Here is a 25,716-nt window from a genome sequence, read left to right on the forward strand (position 1 = left end):
GCGGGTACAGAAATGGCACCGGTTCAAGAGACGGAAAGGTGCCCCCATGATTGCCCTCCTGGTCATCGACATGCAGAACGCGTTCTTCGAAACCCCCGAGCTGGCGGCCCAGCAGGAGCGGGTGGTCAGCGAATGCAACCGCCTGCTGGAAGGGTTCAAGGCCGCCGGACACAAGGCGCTGCTGGTAGGCACCGAACACGAGCGGGACAAATCCACCTGGACCCTCAGCATGCTTGACGACGACCAGGGGTTCATCTTCCGCGGCAGCGGGCAGGCCCAATCGGTGCCCGGGCTCGTCACCGAGGACCTGCCCCAGCTGAACAAGACCAGGGACAGCGCGTTTGTGGGCACCAACCTGCTGGCCCGGCTGCGGAACTGGGGAGCCGACGAGGTGGTGCTCGCCGGCGTTTCCACCCACAACTGCATCGCCCAGACTGCCGCTGACGCCTTCGCACACAACATCCGCGTGACGTATGCCAAGGATGCCATGGCCTCCGAAGACGACCAGGACGCGGCCGACATGCTCCGCATCCTCTCCACCACCTACCGCCAGCCGGTCCAGTCCAGCGGGGAGATCCTGGGCCGGCTCAATCAGTGAGGTCTGCTGGATAGAGCGGCCCGATGCTGCTGAAACCTGGTGGAAACGTGCCGGGTCTACGCTGGACCCCACGCCGTTGGCCGTCGAAGGGAAGTCCATGCATCTGATGCCGCGTGAGCAGGAAAAGCTCATGATCGTGGTGGCCGCAGACCTGGCCCGGCGCCGGCAGTCACGCGGCCTGAAACTCAATTATCCCGAGGCCGTGGCCATCATCAGCTACGAACTGATCGAGGGCGCCCGGGACGGCAGGACCGTTGCCGAGCTCATGAGCTACGGCACCACCTTGCTGGGCCGCGATGACGTCATGGAGGGCGTGCCGGAGATGATCCACGACGTCCAGATCGAGGCCACCTTCCCCGACGGCACCAAGCTGGTCACCGTCCACAACCCCATCCGCTGAGGAGAACCGCAATGATTCCAGGCGAGTACGTTCTCCGGCCGGAACCCGTGACCGCGAACGCGGGCAGGGAGGCAATCGAGGTTGCTGTCACCAACACCGGCGACCGGCCCGTGCAGGTGGGTTCCCACTTCCACTTTGCGGAGGCCAACGCAGCCCTGTCCTTCGACCGGGACGCCGCCTACGGCCGGCGCCTGGACATCCCCGCTGGGACGGCTGCCCGTTTTGAACCGGGGGATTCGCGGAGCGTGCGGCTGATCGCGCTGGTCGGGCGCCGGGAGGTTTTCGGGCTTAGCAACGCGGTCAATGGAAAGCTCGACGGCGGCGCCCGCCCGGGCGGGTCTGTTACGGAAGGGGGCGCCCAGTGAGCTTCGGGATTCCACGCCGGCAGTACGCGGACCTGTACGGGCCCACCGCCGGGGACAAGATCCGCCTGGCGGACACCGACCTGTTCCTGGAGATCGAAAAAGACCTCACCGTCTACGGCGAGGAAGTGGTGTTCGGCGGCGGCAAGGTGATCCGCGACGGCATGGGCCAGAACGGCCAGGCGGTCAGGGACGACGACGGCCAGGGCGACGCCATCCCGGACACCGTGATCACCAACGCGGTGATCCTGGACTACACCGGCATCTACAAGGCGGACGTCGCCCTGAGGGACAACCACATCCTCAAGATCGGCAAGGCCGGCAACCCGCAGATCACTGACGGCGTGGACATCGTCATCGGGGCAGGCACCGAAATCATCGCCGGGGAGCGGAAAATCCTTACCGCCGGCGGCATCGACACCCACATCCACTTCATTTCCCCGGACCAGGTGCCCACCGCCTTGGCCACCGGCATCACCACCATGATCGGCGGCGGCACGGGCCCTGCCGAAGGCACCAAGGCCACCACCGTCACTCCCGGAAAGTGGCACATCCAGCGGATGCTGCAGGCGGCCGAGGGGCTGCCCATGAACATCGGCCTGTTCGGCAAGGGGCACGCCTCCGCCGTGGAACCTTTGGCCGAGCAGATCCGCGCCGGTGCCATCGGGCTCAAAGTCCACGAGGACTGGGGATCCACCACCTCCTCCATCGACACCTCGCTCAAGGTGGCGGACGAGTACGACGTCCAGGTGGCCATCCACACCGACACCCTGAACGAGTGCGGTTTCGTGGAGGACACCATCCGCGCCATCGACGGCCGCGTCATCCACACCTTCCATACCGAGGGTGCCGGCGGCGGGCACGCCCCGGACATCATCAGGATCGCGGGCATGCCCAACGTCCTGCCCGCGTCCACCAACCCCACGCTGCCGTACACGCGCAACACCATTGAAGAGCACCTGGACATGCTCATGGTGTGCCACCACCTCAACCCGGACATCCCCGAAGATGTCGCGTTTGCCGATTCCCGGATCCGCGCCGAAACCATTGCCGCCGAAGACGTCCTGCAGGACCTGGGCATCTTCTCCATCACCTCCTCCGACTCCCAGGCCATGGGGCGGGTGGGCGAGGTCATCACCCGCACCTGGCAGGTGGCGGACAAGATGAAGAAGCAGCGGGGTGTGCTGGAAGATCATGATGGCGGTGCGCACGGCTCCGAGGGCAGCGACAACTTCCGGCTCAAGCGCTACGTGGCCAAGTACACCATCAACCCGGCCATGGCCCAGGGCATCGCGGACTCCGTGGGTTCCGTGGAGGTGGGCAAGTTCGCCGACCTGGTGCTCTGGGATCCTGCGTTCTTCGGCGTCAAACCCGAACTGGTGCTCAAAGGCGGCCAAATCGCCTACGCCCTGATGGGTGACGCGAATGCCTCCATCCCCACTCCGCAGCCCCGCACCATGCGGCCCATGTTCGCCACCTTTGGCAGGGCCATGCAGCAGTCCTCCATCACCTTCCTGTCCCAGGCCGCGATCGACGGCGGGGTGCCCCAGGAGCTGGGGCTGGAAAAGGTCATCCGGCCCGTCTCCGGCATTCGGACCCTCACCAAGGCGGACCTTAAGTACAACGACGCCACACCCGACATCCAGGTGGACCCCGAAACCTACCAGGTAACGGTCGACGGCGAGGACGTCACCTGCGAACCCGCCGACGTCCTGCCCATGGCCCAGCGCTACTTCCTCTTCTGATTTCTTCCAAGCCCCCGGAGTCCCATGTGATTATCGACAAAGTCCTCGGCAACCTGCATGACCTGCCGGACCCTGAAACCTACGCCGGGCTCCACCGGGAAAAAGTGGTGCTTCCCAGCGCCTCCCTCGTCAAACGCATCCAGCGCGCCACCACGGACCACGGCAAGGAAATCGGCATCCGCCTCCCCGCCGGCTCCGGAGACCTCCGCGACGGCGACATCCTGCACGTGGACGAGACCAACATGATCGTCGTCTCCGTCCTGCCCACCGACGTCCTGGTCATCGCGCCCCGCACCATCCACGAAATGGGCGTCACCGCACACTCCCTCGGCAACCGGCACCTCCAGGCACAGTTCTTTCACGCGTCGTCTGAATATGGAGCCGACGTCATGGTGTGCGCCTACGACCACACCGTCGAGGACTACCTCCGCCACAACTCAGTGCCCTACACCCGCCAGGAACGCGTCCTCCCTGTACCTTTCCGCCATGCTGAGCACTCGCACTAGTAGTCCTGTCGCCGCGCTGCGCGCTGCACGGGAGGTGTCCCTTGGGTGCGACGGCCCGGATTGGGGGCCGTGCCCGCTTCGCGGTGCCCGCCACGCCGCGGCCCCCAATCCGGGCCGTCACGATGCTCCGTACCGTTGGGCGGCACTGCAGTGAGCAGTTACCAGCTTGCTCTTCAGCAGCTCACCGATTCTGCGCTTCCTACTGGGGCTTTTGCTCACTCTTTTGGGTTTGAAACGTACATCGATCGGGAGCTCGTTTTTGATGAAGGGACTTTCGGAATCTGGCTCGGCGCCTTCATCTCGCAGTCGCTCGCATACTCGGATGGGTTGGCCGTTCGGCTCTTCTATGAGGGTGTTGATCTGGGGGAGCTGGATGCTCTCTTGTCTGCTTCTCTTCTGCCGCGGCAGGTTCGGGAGGCCAGCCTCAAGATGGGGTCCCGGCTGCTGGAGATCGGTGGGGAGGTGTTTCCCTCACCTGCGCTGGAACTGTACCGGGACCTGGTGACCACGGGCCGCGCCGCCGGGCACCAGCCGCTGGCGTTCGCCGTCGTCGCCCGCTCCCTGGGCGTGCCCCAGCAGCAGGCGCTCGCCGCCTACCTTTTCGCCACCGTCACCACCCTGACGCAGAACGCCGTCCGTGCCATCCCCCTGGGCCAGAACGCCGGGCAGCGGGTGCTGCGGAAAGCTCACGACGGCGTCGGTGCCGCCATCGAAGTGATCGCCCGCCTCACGCCGGACGACCTTGGCGCCGTCAGCCCCGGACTCGAAATTTCGCAAATGCGGCACGAACGCCAACGTGCCCGGATGTTCATGAGCTGACCGCTTTTTATTTCAAGGAGGACGCATGTCTGAACCCATTAAGATCGGCATCGGCGGACCCGTCGGTGCCGGCAAAACCCAGCTGGTGGAGCGGCTCACCCGGCACATGAGCGGCGAGATCTCCATGGCCGCCATCACCAACGACATCTACACCATCGAGGACGCCAAAATCCTCGCCGCCAACGGCATCCTTCCCGTGGACCGGATCATCGGTGTCGAAACCGGCGGCTGCCCCCACACCGCCATCCGCGAAGACACCTCCATGAACACCGCCGCCATTGAGGAACTCAAGGCACGGCACCCAGACCTGCAGGTCATCTTCGTCGAATCCGGCGGCGACAACCTCTCCGCCACCTTCAGCCCCGAACTCGTGGACTTCTCCATCTACATCATCGACGTGGCCCAAGGCGAGAAAATCCCGCGCAAAGCAGGCCAGGGAATGATCAAGTCCGACCTCTTCATCATCAACAAGACCGACCTCGCACCCCATGTCGGCGCGGACTTGTCAGTCATGGAACGGGATTCCCGCGAGTTCCGAGGGTCTAAGCCGTTCTGCTTTACCAACCTCAAAACTGACGAAGGACTGTACAAGGTCATCGATTGGATACGCCACGACGTCCTGATGCTTGACCTGGCGCAATGACCTCAAGCAGTTCCAGCGTCCAGTCACCTTGGGCGGCGCCCGCGGACGAAGGGGACCGTGCCCGCTTCGCGGTGCCCACCACGCCGCGGCCCCCTTCATCCGCGTCCGCTGTTCGCCCAGTGCGAGGTCGTTTGGAGTTGGGCGTCGAGGCGCGCGGGGGGAAGTCTCTTGCCTCGCACCAATTCCATGAAGGTGCCTTACGGGTGATGCGACCTCACTACCTTGATGACTCCGGGCAGGTTTGTTATGTCGTCGTCAATCCTGGTGGGGCTTATCTTGGGGCTGATCTCTTCCTCGTGGAGGTGAAGGTGGGGGACGGAGCTGACCTGCTGCTGACGACGCAGTCCGCGACCAAGGTTTATCGCACTCCCGGGTCTTTTGCTGAGCAGCGGATGGCTGTCCGTTTGGGGGAGGGGGCGCGGCTGGAACTCATGCCGGACCAGCTCATCGCCTACCGGGAGGCCAGCTACCGGCAACGGACTTCTGTGACCCTGCGGCCGTCGTCGAGCCTTGTCATGGCGGAAGTGGTGACGCCCGGCTGGTCGCCGGACGGGGCCGCTTTCCGGTACGAGGAAGTCCGGCTGCGGAACGAGATCCATGTCGAAGCTGATCAGGGCACCCCACTGCTGGCGCTGGACAACCTGCTCATCCGTCCGCCGCTCCACGACGTCAACGGGCCCGGTTTCATGGAGGGCTACAGCCACCTGGGTTCGCTGGTGGTGGTGGACGCGCGGGTGGACCAGGCGCTCGCCGACGAACTGCATGGGCTGACCGGCGGCCGCGAAGCATTGACCGGCATCTCCCTGACCCGCACCGTGTCCGGAACCACCGGGCTGGTGCTGCGCAGCCTTTCCAACAGCACCGATGAACTGAACCTGCTGCTTCGATCCTGCACCGATTACCTGCGCGAACGCTGGTATGGGCAGGGCCCGCTGGACCTGAGGAAGCACTGATGGCCAGCCTCGCCGCGCTCTACCGGGTCCGGGACGCGCTGCCGCTCCGGACCCGGACGCTCTTCACCTTCGGTGCCGTGGCCGCACTGCATGCTGCCGCCGTCGCACTTATGCTTGCCGGAAACACGCTGATTGCGTGGCTTGGATCCATCGACCTGGGTGACGCCGGCCTGCCGCTGGCAGCGCTGCTGCTGGCGGCCTGGGGTGGCGCCGCACTGGCGTCGAGGCAGCCCCGGAACGAATAAGGGCGTGGTGCCGGCGTTCACTGCCGGCACCACGCCCACCATCCTTACTGAACGGTCTGCAGCCGCTTAGCCGAAATCGGCTACATAGCTGGGAACTCCGACGGCGTCGGTTGACACCGGCGCTCCGGTCTCGTTGACCACGTGGTCCAGTGTCCCGGCGCCAAGATTCACCGTCAGCAGGCTGTGCAGCTTCACACCGGGCGTCACCGGGACCTCGAAGCCGCGGGTGGCGTGGATGGTGGGGTCCACGTTGTTGTACACATAGCTGCCGCCGCCCCACAGTTCGTGGGTTTTGACGGCGTCTGCCACTTTGTAGCCGGCCCAGCCCAGAACCCCGTCATGCTGCCAGGCAGCCTGGTTGGGGGCGTCGTAGGGCAGTTCATTCTGGAAGAAGACGGTCTTGCCGTCTTCACCGTTCCAGATGACGTTGTACTCCTGATAGTGCTCCACGAACAGGCCCGTGGCGGTGACGTTGTTGCCATTTACGATTACGCCGTTCCTGCCGGTGTTGGTGGTCCAACCGACACCGTTGCCGTGGTCGGCGCGCCACGCCCAGATGTGGTCCAGGAGGACGTTGTCGCTGTTGACTTCCAGGCTGACCGAGGCCTTGCCCACGTGGGGCCCACCGATGCGGAAGAACACATCGTGGAGCGTGGTGGGGTTGGTCGGATCGTTATGGGCGGCAGAGGTGGCCGGTCCGCTCCCCGCGCCCGGGATTGCCTTCCCGATGCGCATCAGGGCAGGGGAATTCATCTCGCCGGCATCAACGGTGACAGCGGCAATGTCTACTCCTGGGACATCCGCGACTGTCAGGGGAACTGATCCGTTGACTGCGGACAGTGTGGCCATTCCGAGTCCTAGGACAACAGTTCCAGCCCGCTTGACCTCAATGCTCCGGTCGATGTCGTAGATGCCGGGGGTAAGGAGCAGGTTCTTACCACGGGCCAGCTGCGAATTGATGGTCTGCACCGAATCGTTGGGCGTTGCGACGTAGAAGTCTGCCAACGGAATGCTGCGGCCCGCAGTGGGACCGTTTTCCCACGTGGTGCCGGCAGAGTCCTGGCGGGCGGCGGGCACGAACACGCTGTACTGCCCGGCCGCGTCCACCGTCAGGTACGGCTTTTCCCTGCTGACGGGAGTGCTGGGCAGCGTGGTGTATGGCGGGTCCGGGAAGGAGTCTGCAGGTGCCCCTGTCACGCCCGAGAACACCTGGTTCCAGACTCCGTTGGACCAGCTCCCAATGCTGCTGTCACGCACCAGGTACTGCTGCTGGGAGCCATTGATGACGGCACCCGTCTTTGAGTCCGCTATGAAGCCGCCGCTGGCGTACTGCGGGCCGGCGGTGCAGTAGTCCATCAGGGAGAGGTTGCCGCCGGTGATGTTGACCCTGCGCATGGGGGAGGCCTGGGATGCTGCCCAGAAGTTGGCGGAGCTGCGGCAGCCTTCGAGACCCGTGACATTGATGGTGAGGTTGGACAGGGAGCGCCAGAAGTTGTTCAGCGCGATGCAGTTGTCCGCGGTGAGGCAGCGGTTGTAGACGTCCACGTGGCCGTTGATGGTGACATCAGTGGGGGCAGCGCCGAGCCCCGCCACCTCGGTGGAATAGCCCACCTGGACGATCAGCGGCTCTTCGGGAGTGCCGTAGGTGCCGGGTTTGAACAGCAGTGAGTAGCGCTTTGAGCCCATTTCATCGTCCACCTGTTGGGCGGCGATCGCATCAACCGTGGCCTGGATCTGCGCCACCGGCATGCCGGGGTCGAATACGTACGTATTGGGTCCGAACGGGTTCTGCGAAGTCTGTGCCGGGGGCGTTGGCGACGCCGGAGCCTGTACCGCGGGCTTCGGGGCTGACGGTTCGGCCTGTGCCGGAGCGGTACCGCCGGCGGCGAAAAGTCCAACGAGAAGTGCGGTGGCGGCGGCAACGGTGGCGGGATGACGCCGGCGCTCCGCCGGAAAGGGGCCGGTTGAATCAGGGCGTGAGGCTAGCGGCATTGCTGGTCCTGTCAGTGGTGGGGCTGGACGACCATGACGGCTGCCTTTGGCAGCCCGGTCGAGTGGTGGGAGCGCTCCCGTCGGGGAAGCGTAACACCGGGGCTCTGTGGCAGCAAGGGTCGGTGGGAGCGCTCCTAAAAGTTCTTGACAATTCCTTGTGAGGTGGGACACCATGTGTGAGAGCGCTCCCACAGGCGGCCGCCGTGCCGGCCATCCAGACCGCTCCACTCTCCCTGCCTCCGACCGTGCACGCGGATCGATAGGGCATCCCTGACGAAGGAGTCTTCCCCTGTGAAAATCGCCAGCAAGTTCACCGTGCTCTCGGCTGCCGCCGCCTGCCTTGCCCTTTCGCTCACCGGCTGCGGATCCGCGGCTCCCGAGGAGACCGGCGTGAACGGCGCTACCGGATCTGAGCCCGTAACGCTCACGGTGGGCACGTTCAATGAGTTCGGCTACGAAAAACTCTTTGAGGAATATGAAGAGCTGAATCCGAACGTCACCATCGAGCACAAGAAGGCGGCAACCACCAACGAGGCACGCGACAACCTCACCACGCGCCTGGCCGCCGGCTCCGGGCTGTCCGACATCGAAGCCGTAGAGGTGGACTGGCTTCCGGAACTCCTGCAGTATCCGGACCGCTTCGCCGACCTGAAGGACTCTGCAGTGGAAGGGCGGTGGCTGGACTGGAAGGCCGAGGCCGCCACGACCCCTGACGGAAAGCTCCTTGGCTACGGGACCGATTCCGGCCCTGAAGCCGTTTGCTACAACGCCGAACTGCTCAAGAAGGCCGGCTTGCCCACGGAGCGCGGGGAGGTGGCCAAGATGCTGGGCACCACCTGGGACAGCTACTTCCAGGCCGGCAAGGCATTCAAGGCCGCAAGCCCGGATTCTGCATGGTTCGATTCGGCAGGGGCAATCTACCAAGGCATGAGCAATCAGCTTGAAAAGGTCTACGAGGAGGAAGACGGCACCGTCATCGCCACGGAGAACCAGCAGGTCAAGGACACCTACAAGCAGGTTCTGAAAGCCTCCACCGAGGACGGGTTGTCCGCCCACCTCAAGCAGTGGAGCGATGACTGGGCTTCCGGTTTCCAAACCGGCGCCTTCGCCACTACGCTCTGCCCGGGCTGGATGCTCGGTGTCATCGAGGGCAACGCGTCCGGGGTAGCCGGTTGGGACGTGGCCAACGTCTTCCCCGGTGGCGGCGGAAACTGGGGCGGCTCCTACCTGACGGTTCCCACCCAGGGCGCACACCAGGCCGAGGCTAAGAAGCTGGCTGGTTGGCTGACGGCGCCAGAGCAGCAGATCAAGGCATTCACCGCCAAGGGCACCTTCCCCAGCCAGAAGGAAGCCCTGGACAGCAGCGCACTGCTCGGCCAGACGAATGCGTTCTTCAACGGCGCCCCTACCGGCGAAATCTTTGCCGAGCGGGCCAAGGCCGTTGACGTGACCCCCTTCAAGGGCACCAAATTCTTCGCCATCAATGACGCCATGCAGCAGGCCCTCACCCGCGTGGACGTCGACAAGACGGACGACGCCGCCTCCTCCTGGGAGAAGTTCGTTACCGCAGTGAAGTCCCTCTAAGCATGGCTGTCACCGACCGGGTCAAGCCACGGAGCCCCAGGAGGCAGTCCCTGCCTCCGGAAGGGACGAAGGGTGTCCGGCGCCTGGCCTTCTCCCAGAAGGTGTCCAAGTGGGACGTCAAGGTGTCCCCCTACCTCTACATCTCGCCGTTCTTCATCCTGTTTGCCCTCACCGGGCTCTTCCCGCTGGTGTATACGGCGTGGGTTTCGCTGCACAGCTGGAACCTCATTGGCGGGCAGGGGAAGTTCACGGGCCTGGAAAACTACGCCTTCGCGGTGGCCCAGCCCTACTTCTGGAACGCGGTGGGCAACACCTTCAGTATCTTCGTCCTGTCTTCCCTTCCCCAGGTTGTCATTGCCCTGGTGGTAGCGGCGGTGCTGGACGCGAACCTGAGGGCCAGGACATTCTGGCGGATGGGGGTGCTGGTGCCGTTCGTCGTGGCACCGGTGGCCGTGGGCCTGATCTTCAACAACCTCTTCGCGGACCAGTTTGGCCTGATCAATGAGATGTTGAAGGCGGCGGGGCTGGACCCGGTCCGGTGGCATTCCGATTCCCTTGCAAGCCATCTGGCGATCGCCACCATGGTGAATTTCCGCTGGACCGGCTACAACGCACTGATCTTCCTCGCAGCCATGCAGGCCATCCCGCGGGATGTGTTCGAAGCGGCAACCATCGACGGCGCGGGCCGGCTGCGGCAGTTCTTCTCCGTGACCGTCCCCATGCTGCGGCCCACGGTGATCTTCGTGGTGATCACCTCCACCATCGGCGGCCTGCAGATCTTCGACGAGCCGCGGGTCTTTGATCAGTCAGGCCTGGGCGGAGCGGACCGGCAGTGGCAGACGCTGACGATGTATATCTGGGAACTCGGATGGGGCCAGCGCAACTTTGGCAGGGCCTCGGCCGTGGCCTGGCTGCTCTTCCTCATCATTGTGCTGATTGCCCTGCTCAACTTCCTCATCACCAAGCGCATCGCAAGCCAGGGAGGCCGCAAATGAGTTCAATTCCCATGATCGAACAGACGGCCGGCAAGGCGGCCGCCCGGGCTGCGGCCCGCCGCGGGCCCCGCGCCCGGCGCTCCGGGTCCGGCAGGGGGGATGCCCGCAGGCCCGGCTTCCTCACCTATGGCTTCCTCGTTGCTGTCCTCCTGGGATCCCTCTTTCCGCTGTACTGGTCCTTCCTGGTGGGCAGCCATGACAACACCGTCCTGAGCCGCGGCATCCCGCTGCTGCCCGGAGGTAACTTCCTGGCCAACGCCGCCAAAGTTTTTGACAGCATCCCGTTCTGGAAGGCCATGGGCAACAGCCTCATCGTCTCGTGCGTGACTGCGGCCTCCGTCGTCGTGTTCTCCACCCTGGCCGGGTTCGCCTTCGCCAAGCTCCGCTTCCGGGGCAGCAAGGGGCTGCTGGTGTTCGTCATCGCAACCATGGCGGTTCCCACCCAGCTCGGCGTGGTCCCGCTGTTCATCGTGATGTCCAAACTGGGGTGGACCGGCTCGCTCTGGGCCGTCATCATCCCCGGCGTCGTGACGGCTTTCGGCGTGTTCTGGATGACGCAGTATCTGCGTGACGCCCTTCCGGATGAACTCATCGAGGCGGTAAGGATGGACGGTGCCTCAATGATCCAGGCCTTCTGGTACATCGGATTCCCGGCCGCCCGCCCTGCTGCCGCCATGCTCGCCCTGTTCACCTTCGTGGCCACATGGACGAACTTCTTCTGGCCGTTCATTGTCCTGGACCCGTCGAACCCCACCCTCCCGGTGGCCCTGCAGCTGCTGCAGGCCGCCCACTTCGTGGACTACTCCGTGGTCCTGGCTGGTGCCGTCCTGGCCACCATCCCGCTCCTGCTCCTCTTTGTTGTGGCAGGCAGGCAACTCGTATCTGGAATTATGCAAGGAGCAGTCAAAGGATGAGTTCCACCCAACTTCCGTTTCCGGAGGGCTTCCTCTGGGGCGCGGCAACAGCTGCCTACCAAATCGAAGGCGCGGCACACACCGGAGGGCGGCAGGACTCCATCTGGGATGTCTTCGCACGCCAGCCCGGGGCGGTGGCTGACGGGCATAACGGGGACGTTGCCTGCGACCATTACCGGCGCTACAAACAGGACGTAGCCCTCATGGCACACATGAACATGAAGGCCTACCGGTTCTCCACGTCCTGGGCGCGGTGCATGCCCGACGGCGTCACGCCCAACCCCGAAGGCATCGCCTTCTACTCCCACCTGGTGGACGAGCTGCTGGCAGCAGGCATTACGCCCTGGCTCACCCTCTACCACTGGGACCTGCCCCAGGCACTCGAGGACAATGGCGGCTGGGCCAACCGGGACACGGCCCACCGTTTCGCCGAGTACGCGGCCCTCATGCACAGTGCGCTGGGGGACCGGGTCCGGATCTGGACCACCCTCAACGAACCGTGGTGCTCAGCTTTCCTCGGCTATGCGGCCGGCATCCACGCACCCGGGCGCCAGGACTCGCGTGCGGCTTTGGCTGCCGCCCACCACCTCTTGCTCGGCCATGGCCTCGCGGCCGGGGAAATTCACCGTCAGGACTCCGGGGCCTCAGTAGGCATCACCCTAAACCTGACGGTCCCGGACCCGCGGGATCCCGGCAGCGAGGGCGACAGGGATGCGGCAAGGAGGATCGACGGCCAGTTCAACAGGATCTTCCTGGACCCGCTGTTCCGGGGGGAGTACCCCGCCGATCTGCTCGCGGATGTGGCGCACCTTGGCCTGGCTGACCTGGTGCAGGATGGTGACCTGGAGACCATTTCGACGCCCCTGGACCTGCTGGGCGTGAACTACTACCACGGGGAATCCCTTACGAAGGACCCGGCGGACGTGAGGGACGAGGCCGGGCAGAAGACGACGGCGGATCCGGAGCAGGCGGCCCGACCGGTGTCCTCACCGTTCCTGGCGGCTGACGGCGCGCGTTCCGTGCCCCGCGGCCTGCCGGTGACGGGGATGGGCTGGGAGGTTCAGCCGGAAGGTCTACGGCGTTTGCTCAACCGCCTGCAGGCTGAGTATACGGGCCCGGCAGGGATCCCGATCTACATCACGGAGAACGGTGCAGCCTATGATGACGTTCCCGACGCCGGCGGATTTGTGGACGACCAGGACCGGCTGGGGTTCTTCGCAGCCCATCTCGAAGCTGTGCACGCGGCCATTGGAGACGGCGTGGATGTCCGTGGTTATCTCGCATGGTCCTTGCTGGACAACTTTGAATGGTCCTTCGGGTACCACCAGCGCTTTGGCCTGGTCCGGGTGGACTATCCAACCCAGGAACGCATCCCGAAAGCGAGCGGTCTATGGTACTCGGCAGTGGCATCCACCAACGCCGTTCCAGTGCGCGGCAACCTCGTGCCGCAGCCAGGTCAGGGTGTCGTATTGTCGGTGTAATGAACGCAAACTCCAGCCGCCCGGCGGCCCCTCCCGTGGCAGGGCGGACCAGTCCCACACTGGAGGACCTGGCGTCGGCCGCCGGGGTGTCCCGCTCCACTGCATCCCGTGCCATCAACGGCGGATCCAAGGTGAGCCGGGAAGCCCAGGCCGCGGTTGACGCTGCGATCGTGGCGCTGGGTTACACGCCAAACCGTGCGGCGCGAAGCCTGGTCACCCGGCGGACAGGTTCGGTGGCGCTGGTCATCCCTGAGCCGGACGCCCGTGTCATGATGGACCCGTATTTCGCCGCGGTGATCACCGGAGTCAATGAAGCACTCCGGGACACGGACCTGCAGCTGGTCCTGCTCATGTCACGGGCAGGGGACGACTCTGCACGGACCATCCGCTACCTTCGCGGTGGCCATGTCGACGGTGCAATCGTGGTGTCCCACCACCGCGCTGACGACTGGGTAGAAACCCTGGGCGCCACCGGGTTGCCAACTGTCTTCATCGGCAGGCCGTGGGACACGGCATCCGGGATTCCCTACGTTGACCTCGACAACTTCGAGGGCGGACGACTGGCGGCACGGCACCTGGCGGGCATCGGCCGCACCAGGCTCGGAAGTATCGCCGGCCCCACTGACATGACGGCCGCCGTCGACCGCCTGGACGGATGGCTGCAGGGACTTAGGGAAGCCGGCCTCCAAGCCGGGCCCGTCATCCACGGCGACTTTACGACGGCGGGAGGTGCCGACGCCGCGAAGAGCCTCCTGGACGGGACGCCTGGGCTGGACGGCGTGTTCGCTGCATCCGACCTCATGGCGCTTGGCGTCGTGGAGACTCTTCGCGCCGCGGGTCGTCGCGTCCCGGATGACGTGGCGGTGGTGGGCTTCGACAACCACGACATCCAGGCGGCAAACGGACTGGGACTCACCACGGTGGCCCATCCTATGGTTGACATGGCGGCCACCGCAGGACGGCTTCTCGCCCGGGCCATTGAGGAGCCGGGGATCGCCTTGGAGTCCGTCATTTATCCGGCGGAACTGGTGGTCCGCGGAAGCACTGCCTCCTGACCGCAGGTACCGGCTCTTGCCCAGCGAAGGATTAGGCCGCGATCCCGCCCTTGGTCTTCCGGTGGGTCCGGTGCCTTCCCGGTGCCAGACGTGAGTGCGCGCCGGCCAGGACCTCGCTGCCGTCCGGCACTGTGCTGTCGGTATCCAGATGGACGCCGTGCTCGATCAGGACACTGGAGCCTATCCTCGAGTGGCTGCCGATGTGCACCCGGTTGCCGATTACCGTGCCCCGGCCGATGCGCACGCCGTCCCCGATCACCGTCCGGTCACCGATGGTCGCGTCCCGGTCGATCCAGCTGCCGTGTCCAATTCGGCAGCCGGAACCAACTCTGGCGCCGTGTTCCACGTAGGTCAGGGCCCCGATCCTGGCGCTGTCCGCCACCGTGGCACCGGGCGCAATGAGCCCGCCGCCGTTGTCGTGGCGGGCATACCGGGTGACCTTCCCGGCGTCGTCCTCAACTGACACAAACTTTGCGGTCATACCATCCCTCGTTAACGCCGCGGCTATTTACCGCGCAGTAAGTTAACGGGCGGGAGCGCCCTGGGATTCCCGAATGGGAGGCTGAAAGGGTGCTACGCCACCAGGTTCGCGGCGGCGGTGTCCATGTGTTCCAGGATGGTCTTCCGGGCCAGTGTCGCGTCGCCGGTGTCAATGGCAGCCACGATGTCCTTGTGGCGGTCCACGCTCATGTTGCTGACACCCTTTTCCAGGCCCGCGAACATGATGGACATCCGGATGGAGCCCTCCAGTGACTCCCAGGAGTGGAGCAGCGTCTCGTTCCCCGTGAGCCGGCAGAGGGTGCGGTGGAACTCGAGGTCGGATTCGATCCGTTCCTCAAGGGTGCCGTTGGCTGCGGCATCCATGGCGTCAACGGCTTTGTGCAGGGATTCGGTGACCTGCTGCCGGTCCGGCAGTTCGCACAGCGTCCGGGCGGCGAGGGACTCCAGGGCGGCGCGGACGGCGTAGATGTCCCGGATTTCCTTCCCGTCCAGGTGCCGGACCGACAGCCTTCCGCGGGGTCCTGCGGAGAGCAGGCCTTCCTGCTCCAGCTGACGGAGGGCTTCGCGGAGGGTGCCGCGGCTGATCTGCAGCATCTCGGACAGTTCGGTCTCCACCAGGTGCCGGCCCGGTTCCAGCTCACCACTGGTGATGGCTGTCCGCAGCGCGGAGAGCGCCTGCTCGCGCAGGCTCTTCCTTTCCAGTCCCAGCAGCGGGGCAGTCAATCCGGCCATGGCTTCTGTCCTCAATGTCATAAGTCGACTGTTTACAGTCGGTAATGGTTTGATCTTACGGCAGAAAGCACGGAACCGGCCGGGACGGTGCCGTGCTTTCTGCATTTCTGGTTTCCCTAGCCGAGCTCTGCGAGGACCTTGGCTACGATGCGGTCCACGGCCAGGCCGTAGCGGTCGTGCAGGGTGGGCAGTGCGCCGGCGTCCAGGAACTGGTCCGGCAGTGCCACGGGCACCACACGCTTGCCGAGGCCGGCAGTCACGACGGCGGAGGCAACGGTTTCGAACAGCCCGCCCACCACGGAGTGGTTTTCCAGAGTGACGGCCAGGCGGTCCGTGTTGATCTCCGCGAGCACAGTCTCGGCGTCGAACGGCTTGATGGTGGGGGTGTGCACGACGGCGACGTCCACCTTGTGTGCCGCCAGCGCCTTTGCTGCCTGGAGGGCACGCATGGTCATCAGGCCGGAGGAGATGAACACAACGTCGTTGCCGCCGCGCAGGACCTTGGCCTTGCCCAGTTCAAACGTGTAGCCGTATTCATCCAGCACGGTGGGCACGTTGCCGCGCAGCAGGCGCAGGTAGGTGGGTCCTTCGGAGGCTGCGAGCTGCGGGACGGCCTGCTCGATGTCCACCGAATCGCACGGGTCCACGATGGTCAGGTTGGGCATGCCGCGGAAGATCGCCATGTCCTCCGTAGCCTGGTGGCTGGGGCCATATCCGGTGGTGAGGCCCGGCAGGCCGCCCACGATATTCACGTTGAGGTTCGGCTCGGCCGCGTCCAGGCACAGGAAGTCGTAGGCGCGGCGGGCTGCGAACACCGAGTAGGTGGACGCGAATGGCACCAGCCCGGTCTCAGCCAGGCCGGCGGCTGCGCCGAAGAGCAGCTGCTCGGCCATGCCCATCTGGAAGAACCGCTCCGGGAAGGCCTTGGCGAAGATGTGCATGTCCGTGTACTTGCCCAGGTCCGCGGTGAGGCCAACGATCCTGTCGTTCTCCTGCGCGGCCTTGACCAGCGCGTGCCCGAACGGCGCGGAGCTGGTTTTCTGGCCGGGGTCGGCAAAGGAGGCGATCATGGCCGAGGTCTTGAGCTTCGGCTTCGCGGCTGTTGTCGTGTTGGGAGCTTCCGTGGTGGTGCTCATGCTGAAGCCTTTCCTTCATAACCGGCAGTGAGCTGCTCGCGGCAGATCTGCCATTCGTGTTCTTCGATGCGCATGAAGTGCGCCTTTTCGCGGTCTTCCAGCAGCGGCACGCCCCGGCCCACCTTCGTGTCGCACAGGATCACGGAGGGACGTCCGACGGCGGCGGCCTGGGCAGCTGCGTTGTCGAACGCTGCCAGCAGCGCGCCGACGTCGTTCCCGTCCACCCGCTGGGTGTACCAGCCGAACGATTCCCACTTTTCCGTAACGGGCTCGGTGCGGAGCACGGTGTCCGTCTTGCCGTCCGCCTGCAGGGCGTTGATGTCCACCATGGCGGTGAGGTTGCCCAGCTGGTGGTGGTGGGCGCCCATGGCGGCTTCCCAGGTGGAGCCCTCGTCCAGCTCACCGTCGGAGAGGAAGTTGAACACCCGGGCACCGGAGCCCTGGTAGCGCAGGCCCAGGGCCATGCCGACGGCGATGGTCAGGCCGTGCCCCAGCGAACCGCCGGAGATTTCCATGCCGGGTGTGTAGGTGGACATCCCGGACATCGGCAGCCGCGAATCGTCCGATCCGTACGTTTCCAGCTCCCCTACCGGGACGATGCCGGCCTCAGCCAGGGCGGCGTAGTGGCCGATGGCGTAGTGGCCGGTGGAGAGGAGGAACCGGTCGCGGCCCTCCCAGTGCGGGTCCTCGGCGCGGAAATTCAGCTGGTCCCCGTAGACGGTGGCGAGCATGTCCGCGGCGCCGAGCGCCTGGCCCACGTATCCCTGGCCCTGGACCTCGCCCATGTTCAGGGCGTGGTGCCGGATCCGGTAGGCGGCGGCGCTGATCTTGTCCACACGTTCCGGGGTCACTGCGGTCTGCAGTATTCGTCCCTGCGGGGCGGCGTCCTGGACGGTTTCTGTCGGCATTACTGGCTCCGTGATCGTTTGGTGCGTGACGTTATTCAGGCGTTGACAGTGTTGGGGGTGCTTTTGGTGGCTTCATCTGCCAGCTCGCGCTCCCGCTTGCCCCAGGTTTCCCGGGTGGCGAAGGCCGCCCAGAGTCCGATCAGGGCGTAGGTGCCGAAGAGCAGCGCCGGGCCCATCCAGCCGAAGCTGACGAACAGGAGGGTGGTGATGAACGGGGTGAAACCGGAAACCATGGCGGAGATCTGGTAGGCCAGGCTGGCACCGGAGGCGCGGGTCTTGGCTTGGAAGAGCTCGGGGAACCAGGCGCCCTGGGCGCCGGCCAGGGAGTTCTGGCAGACCGCGTACGAGATCACGATGGTGATGATGATGGCGATGAACAGGCCGGTGTTGACCAGCAGGAACATCGGGATCGCGAACAGGGCGGCAAAGGCTGTTGACCAGATGTACAGGGGGCGGCGGCCGATGCGGTCGGTCAAGGCAGCCCAGGCCTGGGTGGCGAAGATGCCGATGGCCGAGGCGATGCAGAGGGCGATCAGGGTCTGGCTCTTGTCCGCCAGGTGCTGGCTGTTGATGTAGGAAATCATGTAGGTGATGGATACTGCGTAGCCGGCAGTTTCGGCGATGCGCAGGCCGATGCCCTTGACGATGTTGCGCCAGTCCGTCTTGATGACCTCGACGATGGGGGCCTTCACGATGGCGCCGCTGTCCTTGACCTCGTCAAAGACGGGGGACTCCGGGACCTTGGAGCGGATGATGAGGCCCACGATCACCAGCAGGATGCTGGCGAGGAACGGCAGGCGCCAGGCAAGTTCGTTGCCGAGCTGGACGCTGAACAGGAACGTCAGGTTGGCCAGCAGCAGGCCCACGGGGAAGCCGGCCTGGACAATGCCGGTGTACTTGCCCTTGGACTTCCAGGGCGCGTGCTCGTAGCTCATCAGGATGGCGCCGCCCCATTCCGCGCCGAAGGCCAGGCCCTGGACGATGCGGACGAAGACGAGCAGTGCGGGGGCAAGCAGCCCGACCGCCGCGTAGGTGGGGAGCAGGCCGATGGCGAACGTGGCCAAGCCCATCAGGATCAGCGAGGCCACCAGGACGGGCTTGCGGCCCACCTTGTCACCGAGGTGGCCGCCGATGATGCCGCCCAGGGGACGGGCTGCGAAGCCGACGCCCAAGGTGGCGAAGGAGGCCAGGGTGCCGGTGACGGGATCGCTCCCGGGGAAGAATGCGGTGCCGAAGTACAGTGCGGCAGCGGTGCCGAAGCCGATGAAGTCATAGGTCTCGATGACGGCCCCCACGCCGGATCCGATGGCAACTCGCCTGGCGTCCTTGGTGCCGTGGACCGGACCGCGCATGGTCAGAGCATCTTTGCTCATGGTGGTTCCCTTTCGAAGAGCGGCTGGAGGAATTCCGCCGCTGTCGACTGTTAACAGATTGATAGGAACCAGTGTGACCCACATCATCTTCACTGTCAACAGTCGACTTTGATAGTTGACTGTTGACAGTTAACGAGGCTACTGTGGTCCCCATCACTACTGCTCGGCACGAACCAGAGGATCAATGATGTTCCATTCCAGACTCGGGTGCTCATCCATCAGCTTCCGGCACCAGGACCTGGGCGCCGCCCTGCGCAGCATGAAGGGGCTGGGCTTCGAGGAGATCGACCTCGGTGCGCTGCCCGGAGTGTGCGACCACGTTCCCTATGAACTGACAGAAGCAGCCGTTATTGCTGTATCCGGGGAAGTTCTGGCCTCGGGCCTGCGGGTCCGGTCCGTAAACGGCGACATCGGGGACCTGAACGCGGTGCTGGATGGCGACGGCGAAGCCGTCAGGCAGCGCCATCTCGACGCCCTGCTCACCCTAACCGCCAATATCGGAGCCAAGGCCCTGGTGCTGCCCTGCGGCGCACTGGACCACACCCCGGTGCGCAGCGTCGGGGAGGACCTCGACCTCATCGCCGCCCAGCTCACAGGTGCCGGCCGGCGCGCCGCCGAATTCGGCGTCGAACTTTGGACCGAATCCCTGCACTTCCTGCGGTTCTGCTGGAACCTGGAGCGGGCGGGGATGCTTGCCGACCGGCTGGCGGGGACCGGCGTGGGAATCGTCATGGACTTCAGCCACATTGTGGCGTCCGGCGAGGACGTGGGGGCCTACGTGGACCGGCACCGGGGCCTCATCAGCCACGTCCACCTGCGCGACGCCGTGCCGGGAAACATCAACCTCAGCATCGGCAACGGCGACGCCGACTTCGCCGGTGGCCTGAAGCGGCTTGCCGCGGACGGCTACGCCGGCCACTTCTCGCTGGAACTGGAAACCCGGGACGTCACCAACGACGAACGCCCGGCCGCCGCCGCAAAGGCGGCAAGCTTCATCACCGACCTCATTTGAACCATCGACTGCTCCATACCTGCCGTTATGGCCCCTCATAACGGCAGTTACGGAGCAATCGATCCACCCAAACAAGCCATCCACGCACACAATTCAAGGAGCACCACCATGACCACCATCCACCGCACTGCAGTCCTCACCGGAGCCACCTCGGAACGCGGCATCGGCATCACCACCGCCCGCCGCTACGCCCGGGAAGGCTGGGGCATCGTCATCCTGGACCTCGACGGAGAGAAGTCAGCCAAGGTTGCCGCCGAAATCGGCAACGAATTCAACGTCCCCGCCTTCGGCCACGAGATCGACGTCGCCAACGAAGCGTCCGTGATCGCTGCCCAGGCCGCCGTCGCCGCCGAGGTGGCAGCCGGCAACCTCCCACCCGTCGGCGCCCTGGCCAACATCGCCGGCATCACCTCCCCGCTTCCGTTCCTGGAAACCACCCTTGAGCTGTGGCACAAGGTCATGGACGTCAACGCCACCGGCACCTACCTGGTGACCAAGGCATTCCTGCCGGACATGATCGAAAACGGCTGGGGCCGGATCGTGAACATGTCCTCCGTGTCCGCCCAGCGCGGCGGCGGCGTCTTCGGCAAGGTCCCCTACTCCGCCGCCAAGGCAGCCATCCTCGGCTTCACTAAGGCCCTGGCCCGCGAGCTCGGCACCACCGGCGTCACCGTCAACGCCATCACCCCCGGCGCCGTGGACACCAACATCCGCGTGGGCAGCACCGAGGAGCAGGAAGCCGCCATTAACGCCGGCATCCCGCTGGGCCGCAACGCCACCACGGAAGAAGTGGCCTCCGTGATCACCTTCCTGTCCTCCGAGGACTCCGCCTACCTCACCGGCACCACCATCGACATCAACGGCGGCAGCCACATCCACTAGCAGCCCCCACTAAACCCGCCCCCACCCCGGACGCCGGAGAACCACCATGACCAAGATCTTCAATGACCCCTCAGAGTTCGCCGAGGAGGCCCTGGCAGGCTTCTGCGACGTCCACTCCGACCTCGTCCGCCAGGTTGCCGGCGGCGCCGTCCGCCGTTACCGGCCGGCACAACCCAAGGTCGCTGTCCTGGCCGGCGGCGGCTCCGGCCACTACCCGGCCTTCGCCGGACTTATCGGAAGCGGCTTCGCCGACGGTGCGGTGGTGGGCAACATCTTCACCTCACCCTCGGCCCAGCAGGCATATTCGGTGGCGAAGGCGGCCGAATCCGGGGCCGGCGTCGTCTTTACCTACGGCAACTACGCGGGCGACGTGATGAACTTCGGGATGGCCAGCGAACGCCTGGCCACCGAGGGCATCGCCGTGGAAAACGTCCTGGTGACGGACGACATCGCCAGCGCCCCGCCGTCGGAATCCGCCAAGCGCCGCGGCATCGCCGGTGACTTCACGGTGTTCAAGGTGATGGGCGCGGCCGCCGAGGATGGCGCCGACCTGGCCGAGGTGGTCCGCCTGGGCCGCAAGGCCAACAGCCTGACCCGGACCATTGGCAGCGCGTTTGCCGGCTGCACGTTCCCAGGCGCCGAATCGCCGCTGTTCACCCTTCCCGACGGGCAGATGGGCCTGGGCCTTGGCATCCACGGCGAGCCCGGCCTCCACGACACCGACCTGCCCTCCGCCAGGGAACTCGGCCAGGAACTGGTGGCCCGGGTGCTCGCCGAAACGCCGCCCAACGCCGGCAAGCGGATCGCCGTCATCCTCAACGGGCTCGGCTCCACCAAGCATGAGGAGCTGTTCGTCCTCTGGGGCACCGTGGCCCCGCTGCTGCGCGCCGAGGGCTACACGCTGGTCATGCCGGAGGTTGGCGAGCTGGTCACCAGCCTGGACATGGCCGGCGTCTCGCTGACCGTCACCTGGCTGGACGAGGAACTTGAGCCCCTGTGGACAGCGCCGGCGGAAACTCCCGCCTACCGCCGCGGCAATGCGGCCCGGGAAGCCGGTACCCTGGGCGCCGAGGAGGCGCCCGACGACGGTGCCTCCGCTGCAGCATTCGTCGCCACGGACGCCTCCCGCGGGTACGCTGCCGCGTGCCTTGCTGCCATTGAAGCCGCCCGCACGTCCCTGCACGACGCCGAGGAACGCCTTGGCCGGATGGACGCCATAGCCGGAGACGGTGACCACGGCCGCGGCATGGTGCGCGGGGTGGACGCCGCCGCGGCAGCAGCGTCGGACGCATTGGGGCGGGGAGCCGGCGCCGGGGACGTGCTGGCCGCCGCCGGCGATGCCTGGGCGGACAAAGCAGGTGGAACCTCCGGGGTCCTGTGGGGAGCGGGACTGCGCGCGTTTGGTGAGACGCTGGGAAACACGTCCGCGCCTGCGCCCAGTGCCCTGGCGGCAGCCGTGACAGCGTTCGCGGACCGGATCGTCCAGCTGGGCAAAGCCGAAAAGGGCGACAAGACCATGGTGGACGCCCTGCTGCCCTTTGCCTCCGCCTTCAGCCGCGGGGTGGGGTACGGCGTGGAACCGAACCAAGCCTGGCAGGACGCCGCACGTGAGGCGGCCGCCGCGGCGGAAGCCACCGCGGACCTCCTTCCCCTCAAGGGCCGGGCCCGCCCCCTTGCAGAGAAGAGCCTGGGCGCGGCGGACCCCGGTGCCACGTCGCTGGCGATGGTCTTCGCCGTCATGGGGCCGCATTTCACCGCCGCTGCTGTACGGAACGCCGAAGAAACGGTGCCCGCCGCGGCACCGGCGGGAGCAAAGCAATGACAACGGAAGGACACACCATGGGGCTGCGGCTCATTGTCGGCGCGGACGAGGCCGGCGTTGACTACAAGGACAAGGTGCTGGCGGACCTGCGGCAGGATCCGCGCGTCAGCGAAGTCATCGACATCGGCGTCAATCGAAGTGACGCGCCGGACGACTTCACGAGGCCCTACCAGTACGTGGGCATCACGGCCGGGGAGATGATTCGGGACGGCGCCGCCGACCGGGCCATCCTCTTCTGCGGCACCGGAATCGGCGTGGCGATCGCCGCCAACAAGGTGGAAGGCATCCGGGCCACTGCCGCCCACGACTCCTTCTCCGTGGAGCGTTCCATCCTGTCCAACGACTGCCAGGTGCTCACCATGGGCCAGCGCGTGGTGGGCATCGAACTCGCCCGGCGCCTGGTGAAGGAATGGATCGGCTACACGTTCGATCCGTCGTCGGCCTCTGCCGGCAAGGTGAAGGTCCTCACCGACTTCGAGGGCTGCTAGCACCCGGCCGCAAAGGGGGAACCATGAAGCCGTACCCCTCCCGTGACTGGAGCCGTTTGACCGGGGTTCCCGTGGAGATCCGGAAAGACTTCCAGGTTGTCCGGACCGGCGTGGTGGACGACGCCATGCGGGATCCGGCGGTCCTGTGGCTCGCGGCCGACGCAGAAGCCGGGAGGGCATTGTTTACCGCCGCCGAAGGCTACGAGGCATGGATCCGTCCGCAGGAGCTGGGCGGGAAACTGTGCTTCAAAATGGCTGCCGCCCAGCTGCAGGGTGCTCCTAGACTGGGGTGATGATCACAGTCACCGGAAGTGTGGAAACCAAACTGTCCGCGGAGAAGGCCTTTGCCTTCATGAGTGAGTTCGAGAACACCAGCAAGTGGGACCCCAACACCCCCGTCATGGACAAGCTCACCCCGGGGCCGGTGGCCGTGGGGCACAAGTACCATGCAGAGTCCGAGTTCCGGGGAAAGCGCCAGACCCTGGTCTACGAGGTCATCGAGCTGACGGACAACCACATCAAGCTGCGCGGCGAGAACAAGACCGTGACGGCCTTCGATTCCATCGACGTCAGCCCCAACGGGACCGGCTCGGTGGTGAAGTACACGGCCGAATTCAGCATCAACGGGCCGGCCAAGATCATCCAGCCGCTGCTGAAGCCTGCGTTCATGTCGCTCCGGGATCCTGCGCTGAAAGGTATCCGGGACACGCTGAATTCGCTGGCAGCAGGCAGTGACTAAGGCAACCGCAAACTCAAGTCATTTGAACGGTCCTCCGCTTGGAGGGCTCTGCAGTTGCTAGAAGTTGAATTCTTCCTGGTGCAGTTGCCGCCGGGGCAGGCCGGCCTGGGTGAGGGCCGCTGTCGCGGCGGATGAGAACCGGGGAGATGCGCAGATGAAGACGTCGCGGCTTGCAAGGTCGGGGACCATGGACTTCAGGTTTTGGGCGGTCAGTGCGTTCCGGGGCTCGGATGATGGTCCTGTCAGGAAGATGAGTTCCGCTCCCCGGCGCCGGGCGATGTGCTCCAGTTCGTCGCGGAAGATTATCTCCTCCGGCGAGGATGCGCGGTAGAGCAGGGTCAGGCTTGGCCCGGGGACTGGCAGTGTTTCGAAGAGGGCGCGCATGGGGGTGATGCCGACGCCGCCGCCGATCAGGAGGACTCCCCGTCCCTGGCGCCGCTCGTTCGTCATGGCGCCGTACGGGCCGGCGGCGAGGACTCTTGTGCCCGGCCGCACGGCGTGGATCAGTCGGGTGCCGTCGCCGACCGCCTTCACCGTTATCCGAAGGAACCCGTGGTGGGGCGGGGCTGAGAGCGAGAAGGGGTGGGATGAGCTCCACAGGGTTCCGGTCAGGAACCGCCAGCGGAAGAACTGTCCGGATTCGGCCCGGAGTTCGTGGAGGTGGCGGCCGCGAAGGATGATGCTGGCCGCTCCACCTCCTTCATTGATCACGTGATCAACGCGCAGCCGGTGGCGGCACAGCTGCGTGAGCGGTGCCAGGACCCTGTACCGCAGGACCAGCCCGAAGCTGAACGTGTAGAGCAGGCTCCATGCCACTTGCACGAGGGGGAGTCCGGCCAGGTCGGGGCCGGCGAGCTCGTGGGAGAAAGACAAGGCGACCGCGAGGTAGGTCATAAGGTGAAGGGCGTGCCAGGTTTCGTACCTGAGCTTGCGGCGGACGCTCCGGGCGGAAATGAACCCCACAGCCAAGAAGATGACCGTTCCCGCGGTGGCCGCGAGAAGGCCGGGCATGCCGACGACATCAGTAGCGGCGGCCCATAAGGAGATCCGTTGTCCCGCAGCCCAAGAGGCAGTGGCGGCGCCGCCATGGATGAGGATGAGGCAGAAAACAGCCCTGCCGCCGAAGCTGTGCCACCGGGCCAGCCGGTCCGCGCCGACCCCCAGCTCCAGGGCGGGAGCGCGGGACATCAGGGCCACCATGACTGTTACGCCGTACCCGGCAAGCAGCCCGGATGTGTGGGCCAGGAGGGGCATATTGAACTGCAGCGGCTGGGGAGCTTTGATACCGGCCAGCATCATGGCCCCGACTGCGCCGGCCATGATCAGCCAGAGCACGGCGGGCGGTGAGACACTCTCCGCCACAGTCTCTTCGGGGGCACCAGGAAATGTTGGTGCATCCCGTCGTCGGTCAGCTGGGAGTGTCATTGGCTTGTTTCTTCGGGGCCGGCCACCTGGCCGCCGTCGTCTTTTGTTTTATGCCATTCCTCAACGGCCTCCACGTCTGCGGGCGCCGTCTGTCTTATCCTTGGCGGGCGCGGGCAGCTCCTGCTGATTCGGCGCGGCCATTACAGGCGGGTTGTTGGGGGCTGTCCGCACGGAGGCGGAGGGCGGCTGTACGGGTGAAACGGCTGGGGCGTTAACGCCGAGCTGCACGCCCGCGATGATGGCAGCGCCGGCCACCATGACGGACAATGCCCGCTGCAGCCACGGCCATACCCGGAATCCGTGCCTTGATGCCGGACGCGAGGCGATCATGAGGGTCCTCCTGGAACGGGTGATCCGGCAGTCGCTCGGCGGGGTGGATGTTTGAGGGTGTTTGGGTGGACGCGTC

General features: G+C 65.6%; 28 protein-coding genes. 21 read left to right on the plus strand and 7 right to left on the minus strand.

Features of this window, described 5'->3' with window-relative positions; translation table 11 throughout:
- Positions 1–46 precede the first annotated feature (46 nt).
- The 9 genes from FBY33_RS06465 (at position 47) to FBY33_RS20805 (ending at position 6,271) form a co-directional block, all read left to right on the plus strand.
- The gene (locus tag FBY33_RS06465) at positions 47–598 is read left to right on the plus strand and encodes a cysteine hydrolase family protein (protein WP_142029818.1); all 552 of its coding nucleotides are present in this window, start codon (positions 47–49) and stop codon (positions 596–598) included.
- A gap of 97 nt (positions 599–695) precedes the next feature.
- On the plus strand, positions 696–998 hold the full coding sequence (locus FBY33_RS06470) for an urease subunit gamma (RefSeq protein ID WP_142029819.1): 303 nt from the start codon (positions 696–698) through the stop codon (positions 996–998).
- 11 nt (positions 999–1,009) lie between these two features.
- Positions 1,010–1,363 (plus strand): urease subunit beta, encoded by a 354-nt coding sequence (locus FBY33_RS06475; RefSeq protein WP_142029820.1) that lies wholly within the window; start codon positions 1,010–1,012, stop codon positions 1,361–1,363.
- Positions 1,360–3,105 (plus strand): urease subunit alpha, encoded by a 1,746-nt coding sequence (gene ureC / locus FBY33_RS06480; protein ID WP_142029821.1) that lies wholly within the window; start codon positions 1,360–1,362, stop codon positions 3,103–3,105. Before FBY33_RS06475 ends, ureC begins: the two co-directional genes overlap by 4 nt.
- Before the next feature lie 26 nt (positions 3,106–3,131).
- Positions 3,132–3,611, plus strand: coding sequence for an urease accessory protein UreE (gene ureE, locus FBY33_RS06485; RefSeq protein WP_142029822.1), 480 nt, complete (start codon positions 3,132–3,134; stop codon positions 3,609–3,611).
- Positions 3,612–3,761: 150 nt separating this feature from the next.
- A complete protein-coding gene (locus FBY33_RS06490) occupies positions 3,762–4,430 on the plus strand; it encodes an urease accessory protein UreF (RefSeq protein ID WP_142029823.1) in 669 nt (222 codons plus the stop codon).
- 25 nt (positions 4,431–4,455) lie between these two features.
- On the plus strand, positions 4,456–5,073 hold the full coding sequence (ureG, locus tag FBY33_RS06495; RefSeq protein WP_142029824.1) for an urease accessory protein UreG: 618 nt from the start codon (positions 4,456–4,458) through the stop codon (positions 5,071–5,073).
- A complete protein-coding gene (locus FBY33_RS06500) occupies positions 5,070–6,026 on the plus strand; it encodes an urease accessory protein UreD (RefSeq protein WP_142029825.1) in 957 nt (318 codons plus the stop codon). Before ureG ends, FBY33_RS06500 begins: the two co-directional genes overlap by 4 nt.
- A complete protein-coding gene (locus FBY33_RS20805) occupies positions 6,026–6,271 on the plus strand; it encodes a hypothetical protein (RefSeq protein WP_142029826.1) in 246 nt (81 codons plus the stop codon). Before FBY33_RS06500 ends, FBY33_RS20805 begins: the two co-directional genes overlap by 1 nt.
- Before the next feature lie 66 nt (positions 6,272–6,337).
- Here the strand turns inward: FBY33_RS20805 and FBY33_RS06510 are convergent, their stop codons facing one another.
- On the minus strand, positions 6,338–8,263 hold the full coding sequence (locus FBY33_RS06510) for an adenylyl cyclase (protein WP_142029827.1): 1,926 nt from the start codon (positions 8,261–8,263) through the stop codon (positions 6,338–6,340).
- Positions 8,264–8,554: 291 nt separating this feature from the next.
- Between FBY33_RS06510 and FBY33_RS06515 the strand changes: the two genes are divergently transcribed.
- The 5 genes from FBY33_RS06515 to FBY33_RS06535 are packed head-to-tail and all read left to right on the plus strand — an operon-like array spanning position 8,555 to position 14,292.
- On the plus strand, positions 8,555–9,847 hold the full coding sequence (locus FBY33_RS06515) for an ABC transporter substrate-binding protein (RefSeq protein ID WP_142029828.1): 1,293 nt from the start codon (positions 8,555–8,557) through the stop codon (positions 9,845–9,847).
- A gap of 2 nt (positions 9,848–9,849) precedes the next feature.
- Positions 9,850–10,842, plus strand: a complete 993-nt coding sequence (locus FBY33_RS06520) for a carbohydrate ABC transporter permease (protein ID WP_142029829.1) — start codon at positions 9,850–9,852, stop codon at positions 10,840–10,842.
- Positions 10,839–11,756 (plus strand): carbohydrate ABC transporter permease, encoded by a 918-nt coding sequence (locus FBY33_RS06525; RefSeq protein WP_142029830.1) that lies wholly within the window; start codon positions 10,839–10,841, stop codon positions 11,754–11,756. The genes FBY33_RS06520 and FBY33_RS06525 overlap by 4 nt, the downstream gene beginning before the upstream one ends.
- On the plus strand, positions 11,753–13,237 hold the full coding sequence (locus FBY33_RS06530) for a glycoside hydrolase family 1 protein (RefSeq protein WP_142029831.1): 1,485 nt from the start codon (positions 11,753–11,755) through the stop codon (positions 13,235–13,237). Before FBY33_RS06525 ends, FBY33_RS06530 begins: the two co-directional genes overlap by 4 nt.
- A complete protein-coding gene (locus tag FBY33_RS06535) occupies positions 13,237–14,292 on the plus strand; it encodes a LacI family DNA-binding transcriptional regulator (protein ID WP_142029832.1) in 1,056 nt (351 codons plus the stop codon). Before FBY33_RS06530 ends, FBY33_RS06535 begins: the two co-directional genes overlap by 1 nt.
- A 31-nt stretch (positions 14,293–14,323) precedes the next feature.
- Here the strand turns inward: FBY33_RS06535 and FBY33_RS06540 are convergent, their stop codons facing one another.
- From FBY33_RS06540 to FBY33_RS06560, 5 genes are all read right to left on the minus strand, one after another.
- The gene (locus FBY33_RS06540; protein WP_142029833.1) at positions 14,324–14,773 is read right to left on the minus strand and encodes a DapH/DapD/GlmU-related protein; all 450 of its coding nucleotides are present in this window, start codon (positions 14,771–14,773) and stop codon (positions 14,324–14,326) included.
- Between the two features lie 92 nt (positions 14,774–14,865).
- On the minus strand, positions 14,866–15,525 hold the full coding sequence (locus FBY33_RS06545) for a GntR family transcriptional regulator (protein WP_142029834.1): 660 nt from the start codon (positions 15,523–15,525) through the stop codon (positions 14,866–14,868).
- 116 nt (positions 15,526–15,641) lie between these two features.
- Positions 15,642–16,661, minus strand: coding sequence for a transketolase family protein (locus FBY33_RS06550; RefSeq protein ID WP_142029835.1), 1,020 nt, complete (start codon positions 16,659–16,661; stop codon positions 15,642–15,644).
- On the minus strand, positions 16,658–17,569 hold the full coding sequence (locus tag FBY33_RS06555; RefSeq protein WP_142029836.1) for a transketolase: 912 nt from the start codon (positions 17,567–17,569) through the stop codon (positions 16,658–16,660). The genes FBY33_RS06550 and FBY33_RS06555 overlap by 4 nt, the downstream gene beginning before the upstream one ends.
- A gap of 35 nt (positions 17,570–17,604) precedes the next feature.
- Positions 17,605–18,942, minus strand: coding sequence for an MFS transporter (locus FBY33_RS06560; RefSeq protein ID WP_142029837.1), 1,338 nt, complete (start codon positions 18,940–18,942; stop codon positions 17,605–17,607).
- Positions 18,943–19,129: 187 nt separating this feature from the next.
- On the opposite strand from FBY33_RS06560, the gene FBY33_RS06565 reads away from it, so the two are divergent.
- The 6 genes from FBY33_RS06565 to FBY33_RS06590 all read left to right on the plus strand — a co-directional run bounded on the left by FBY33_RS06565 (position 19,130) and on the right by FBY33_RS06590 (position 23,885).
- The gene (locus FBY33_RS06565) at positions 19,130–19,954 is read left to right on the plus strand and encodes a sugar phosphate isomerase/epimerase family protein (RefSeq protein ID WP_142029838.1); all 825 of its coding nucleotides are present in this window, start codon (positions 19,130–19,132) and stop codon (positions 19,952–19,954) included.
- 108 nt (positions 19,955–20,062) lie between these two features.
- Entirely contained in the window at positions 20,063–20,836 is a 774-nt protein-coding gene (locus FBY33_RS06570) for an SDR family NAD(P)-dependent oxidoreductase (protein ID WP_142029839.1), read from the plus strand.
- A 46-nt stretch (positions 20,837–20,882) separates the two neighbouring features.
- Positions 20,883–22,658, plus strand: coding sequence for a dihydroxyacetone kinase family protein (locus FBY33_RS06575; protein WP_142029840.1), 1,776 nt, complete (start codon positions 20,883–20,885; stop codon positions 22,656–22,658).
- Positions 22,655–23,146: an RpiB/LacA/LacB family sugar-phosphate isomerase gene (locus FBY33_RS06580; protein ID WP_327436744.1), complete on the plus strand. Its 492-nt coding sequence runs from the start codon at positions 22,655–22,657 to the stop codon at positions 23,144–23,146. The genes FBY33_RS06575 and FBY33_RS06580 overlap by 4 nt, the downstream gene beginning before the upstream one ends.
- A gap of 23 nt (positions 23,147–23,169) precedes the next feature.
- The gene (locus tag FBY33_RS06585; RefSeq protein ID WP_142029841.1) at positions 23,170–23,439 is read left to right on the plus strand and encodes a hypothetical protein; all 270 of its coding nucleotides are present in this window, start codon (positions 23,170–23,172) and stop codon (positions 23,437–23,439) included.
- Positions 23,439–23,885, plus strand: a complete 447-nt coding sequence (locus tag FBY33_RS06590; RefSeq protein WP_142029842.1) for an SRPBCC family protein — start codon at positions 23,439–23,441, stop codon at positions 23,883–23,885. Before FBY33_RS06585 ends, FBY33_RS06590 begins: the two co-directional genes overlap by 1 nt.
- Positions 23,886–23,942: 57 nt before the next feature.
- Here the strand turns inward: FBY33_RS06590 and FBY33_RS06595 are convergent, their stop codons facing one another.
- The gene (locus tag FBY33_RS06595) at positions 23,943–25,310 is read right to left on the minus strand and encodes a ferredoxin reductase family protein (RefSeq protein WP_200831331.1); all 1,368 of its coding nucleotides are present in this window, start codon (positions 25,308–25,310) and stop codon (positions 23,943–23,945) included.
- 235 nt (positions 25,311–25,545) lie between these two features.
- On the opposite strand from FBY33_RS06595, the gene FBY33_RS20330 reads away from it, so the two are divergent.
- Positions 25,546–25,695 carry a hypothetical protein gene (locus tag FBY33_RS20330; protein WP_160141942.1) on the plus strand — a complete coding sequence of 50 codons (150 nt, stop codon included), beginning with the start codon at positions 25,546–25,548 and terminating at the stop codon, positions 25,693–25,695.
- The last annotated feature ends 21 nt before the right edge of the window (positions 25,696–25,716 follow it).

The organism is Arthrobacter sp. SLBN-112 (genome assembly GCF_006715225.1).
In the GTDB taxonomy this organism is placed as follows: Bacteria; Actinomycetota; Actinomycetes; order Actinomycetales; family Micrococcaceae; genus Arthrobacter.

Coding starts and splice junctions, on each gene's coding strand:
- FBY33_RS06545 (WP_142029834.1), bottom strand. CDS start 15,525: ATGGCCGGATTGACTGCCCCGCTGCTGGGACTGGAAAGGAAGAGCCTG.
- FBY33_RS06560 (WP_142029837.1), bottom strand. CDS start 18,942: ATGAGCAAAGATGCTCTGACCATGCGCGGTCCGGTCCACGGCACCAAG.
- FBY33_RS06585 (WP_142029841.1), top strand. CDS start 23,170: ATGAAGCCGTACCCCTCCCGTGACTGGAGCCGTTTGACCGGGGTTCCC.
- FBY33_RS20805 (WP_142029826.1), top strand. CDS start 6,026: ATGGCCAGCCTCGCCGCGCTCTACCGGGTCCGGGACGCGCTGCCGCTC.
- FBY33_RS06590 (WP_142029842.1), top strand. CDS start 23,439: ATGATCACAGTCACCGGAAGTGTGGAAACCAAACTGTCCGCGGAGAAG.
- FBY33_RS20330 (WP_160141942.1), top strand. CDS start 25,546: ATGATGGCAGCGCCGGCCACCATGACGGACAATGCCCGCTGCAGCCAC.
- FBY33_RS06475 (WP_142029820.1), top strand. CDS start 1,010: ATGATTCCAGGCGAGTACGTTCTCCGGCCGGAACCCGTGACCGCGAAC.
- FBY33_RS06470 (WP_142029819.1), top strand. CDS start 696: ATGCATCTGATGCCGCGTGAGCAGGAAAAGCTCATGATCGTGGTGGCC.
- FBY33_RS06595 (WP_200831331.1), bottom strand. CDS start 25,310: ATGACACTCCCAGCTGACCGACGACGGGATGCACCAACATTTCCTGGT.
- FBY33_RS06520 (WP_142029829.1), top strand. CDS start 9,850: ATGGCTGTCACCGACCGGGTCAAGCCACGGAGCCCCAGGAGGCAGTCC.
- FBY33_RS06555 (WP_142029836.1), bottom strand. CDS start 17,569: ATGCCGACAGAAACCGTCCAGGACGCCGCCCCGCAGGGACGAATACTG.
- FBY33_RS06565 (WP_142029838.1), top strand. CDS start 19,130: ATGTTCCATTCCAGACTCGGGTGCTCATCCATCAGCTTCCGGCACCAG.
- FBY33_RS06580 (WP_327436744.1), top strand. CDS start 22,655: ATGACAACGGAAGGACACACCATGGGGCTGCGGCTCATTGTCGGCGCG.
- FBY33_RS06510 (WP_142029827.1), bottom strand. CDS start 8,263: ATGCCGCTAGCCTCACGCCCTGATTCAACCGGCCCCTTTCCGGCGGAG.
- ureG (WP_142029824.1), top strand. CDS start 4,456: ATGTCTGAACCCATTAAGATCGGCATCGGCGGACCCGTCGGTGCCGGC.
- FBY33_RS06575 (WP_142029840.1), top strand. CDS start 20,883: ATGACCAAGATCTTCAATGACCCCTCAGAGTTCGCCGAGGAGGCCCTG.
- FBY33_RS06525 (WP_142029830.1), top strand. CDS start 10,839: ATGAGTTCAATTCCCATGATCGAACAGACGGCCGGCAAGGCGGCCGCC.
- FBY33_RS06550 (WP_142029835.1), bottom strand. CDS start 16,661: ATGAGCACCACCACGGAAGCTCCCAACACGACAACAGCCGCGAAGCCG.
- FBY33_RS06465 (WP_142029818.1), top strand. CDS start 47: ATGATTGCCCTCCTGGTCATCGACATGCAGAACGCGTTCTTCGAAACC.
- FBY33_RS06500 (WP_142029825.1), top strand. CDS start 5,070: ATGACCTCAAGCAGTTCCAGCGTCCAGTCACCTTGGGCGGCGCCCGCG.
- FBY33_RS06535 (WP_142029832.1), top strand. CDS start 13,237: ATGAACGCAAACTCCAGCCGCCCGGCGGCCCCTCCCGTGGCAGGGCGG.
- FBY33_RS06540 (WP_142029833.1), bottom strand. CDS start 14,773: ATGACCGCAAAGTTTGTGTCAGTTGAGGACGACGCCGGGAAGGTCACC.
- FBY33_RS06530 (WP_142029831.1), top strand. CDS start 11,753: ATGAGTTCCACCCAACTTCCGTTTCCGGAGGGCTTCCTCTGGGGCGCG.
- FBY33_RS06570 (WP_142029839.1), top strand. CDS start 20,063: ATGACCACCATCCACCGCACTGCAGTCCTCACCGGAGCCACCTCGGAA.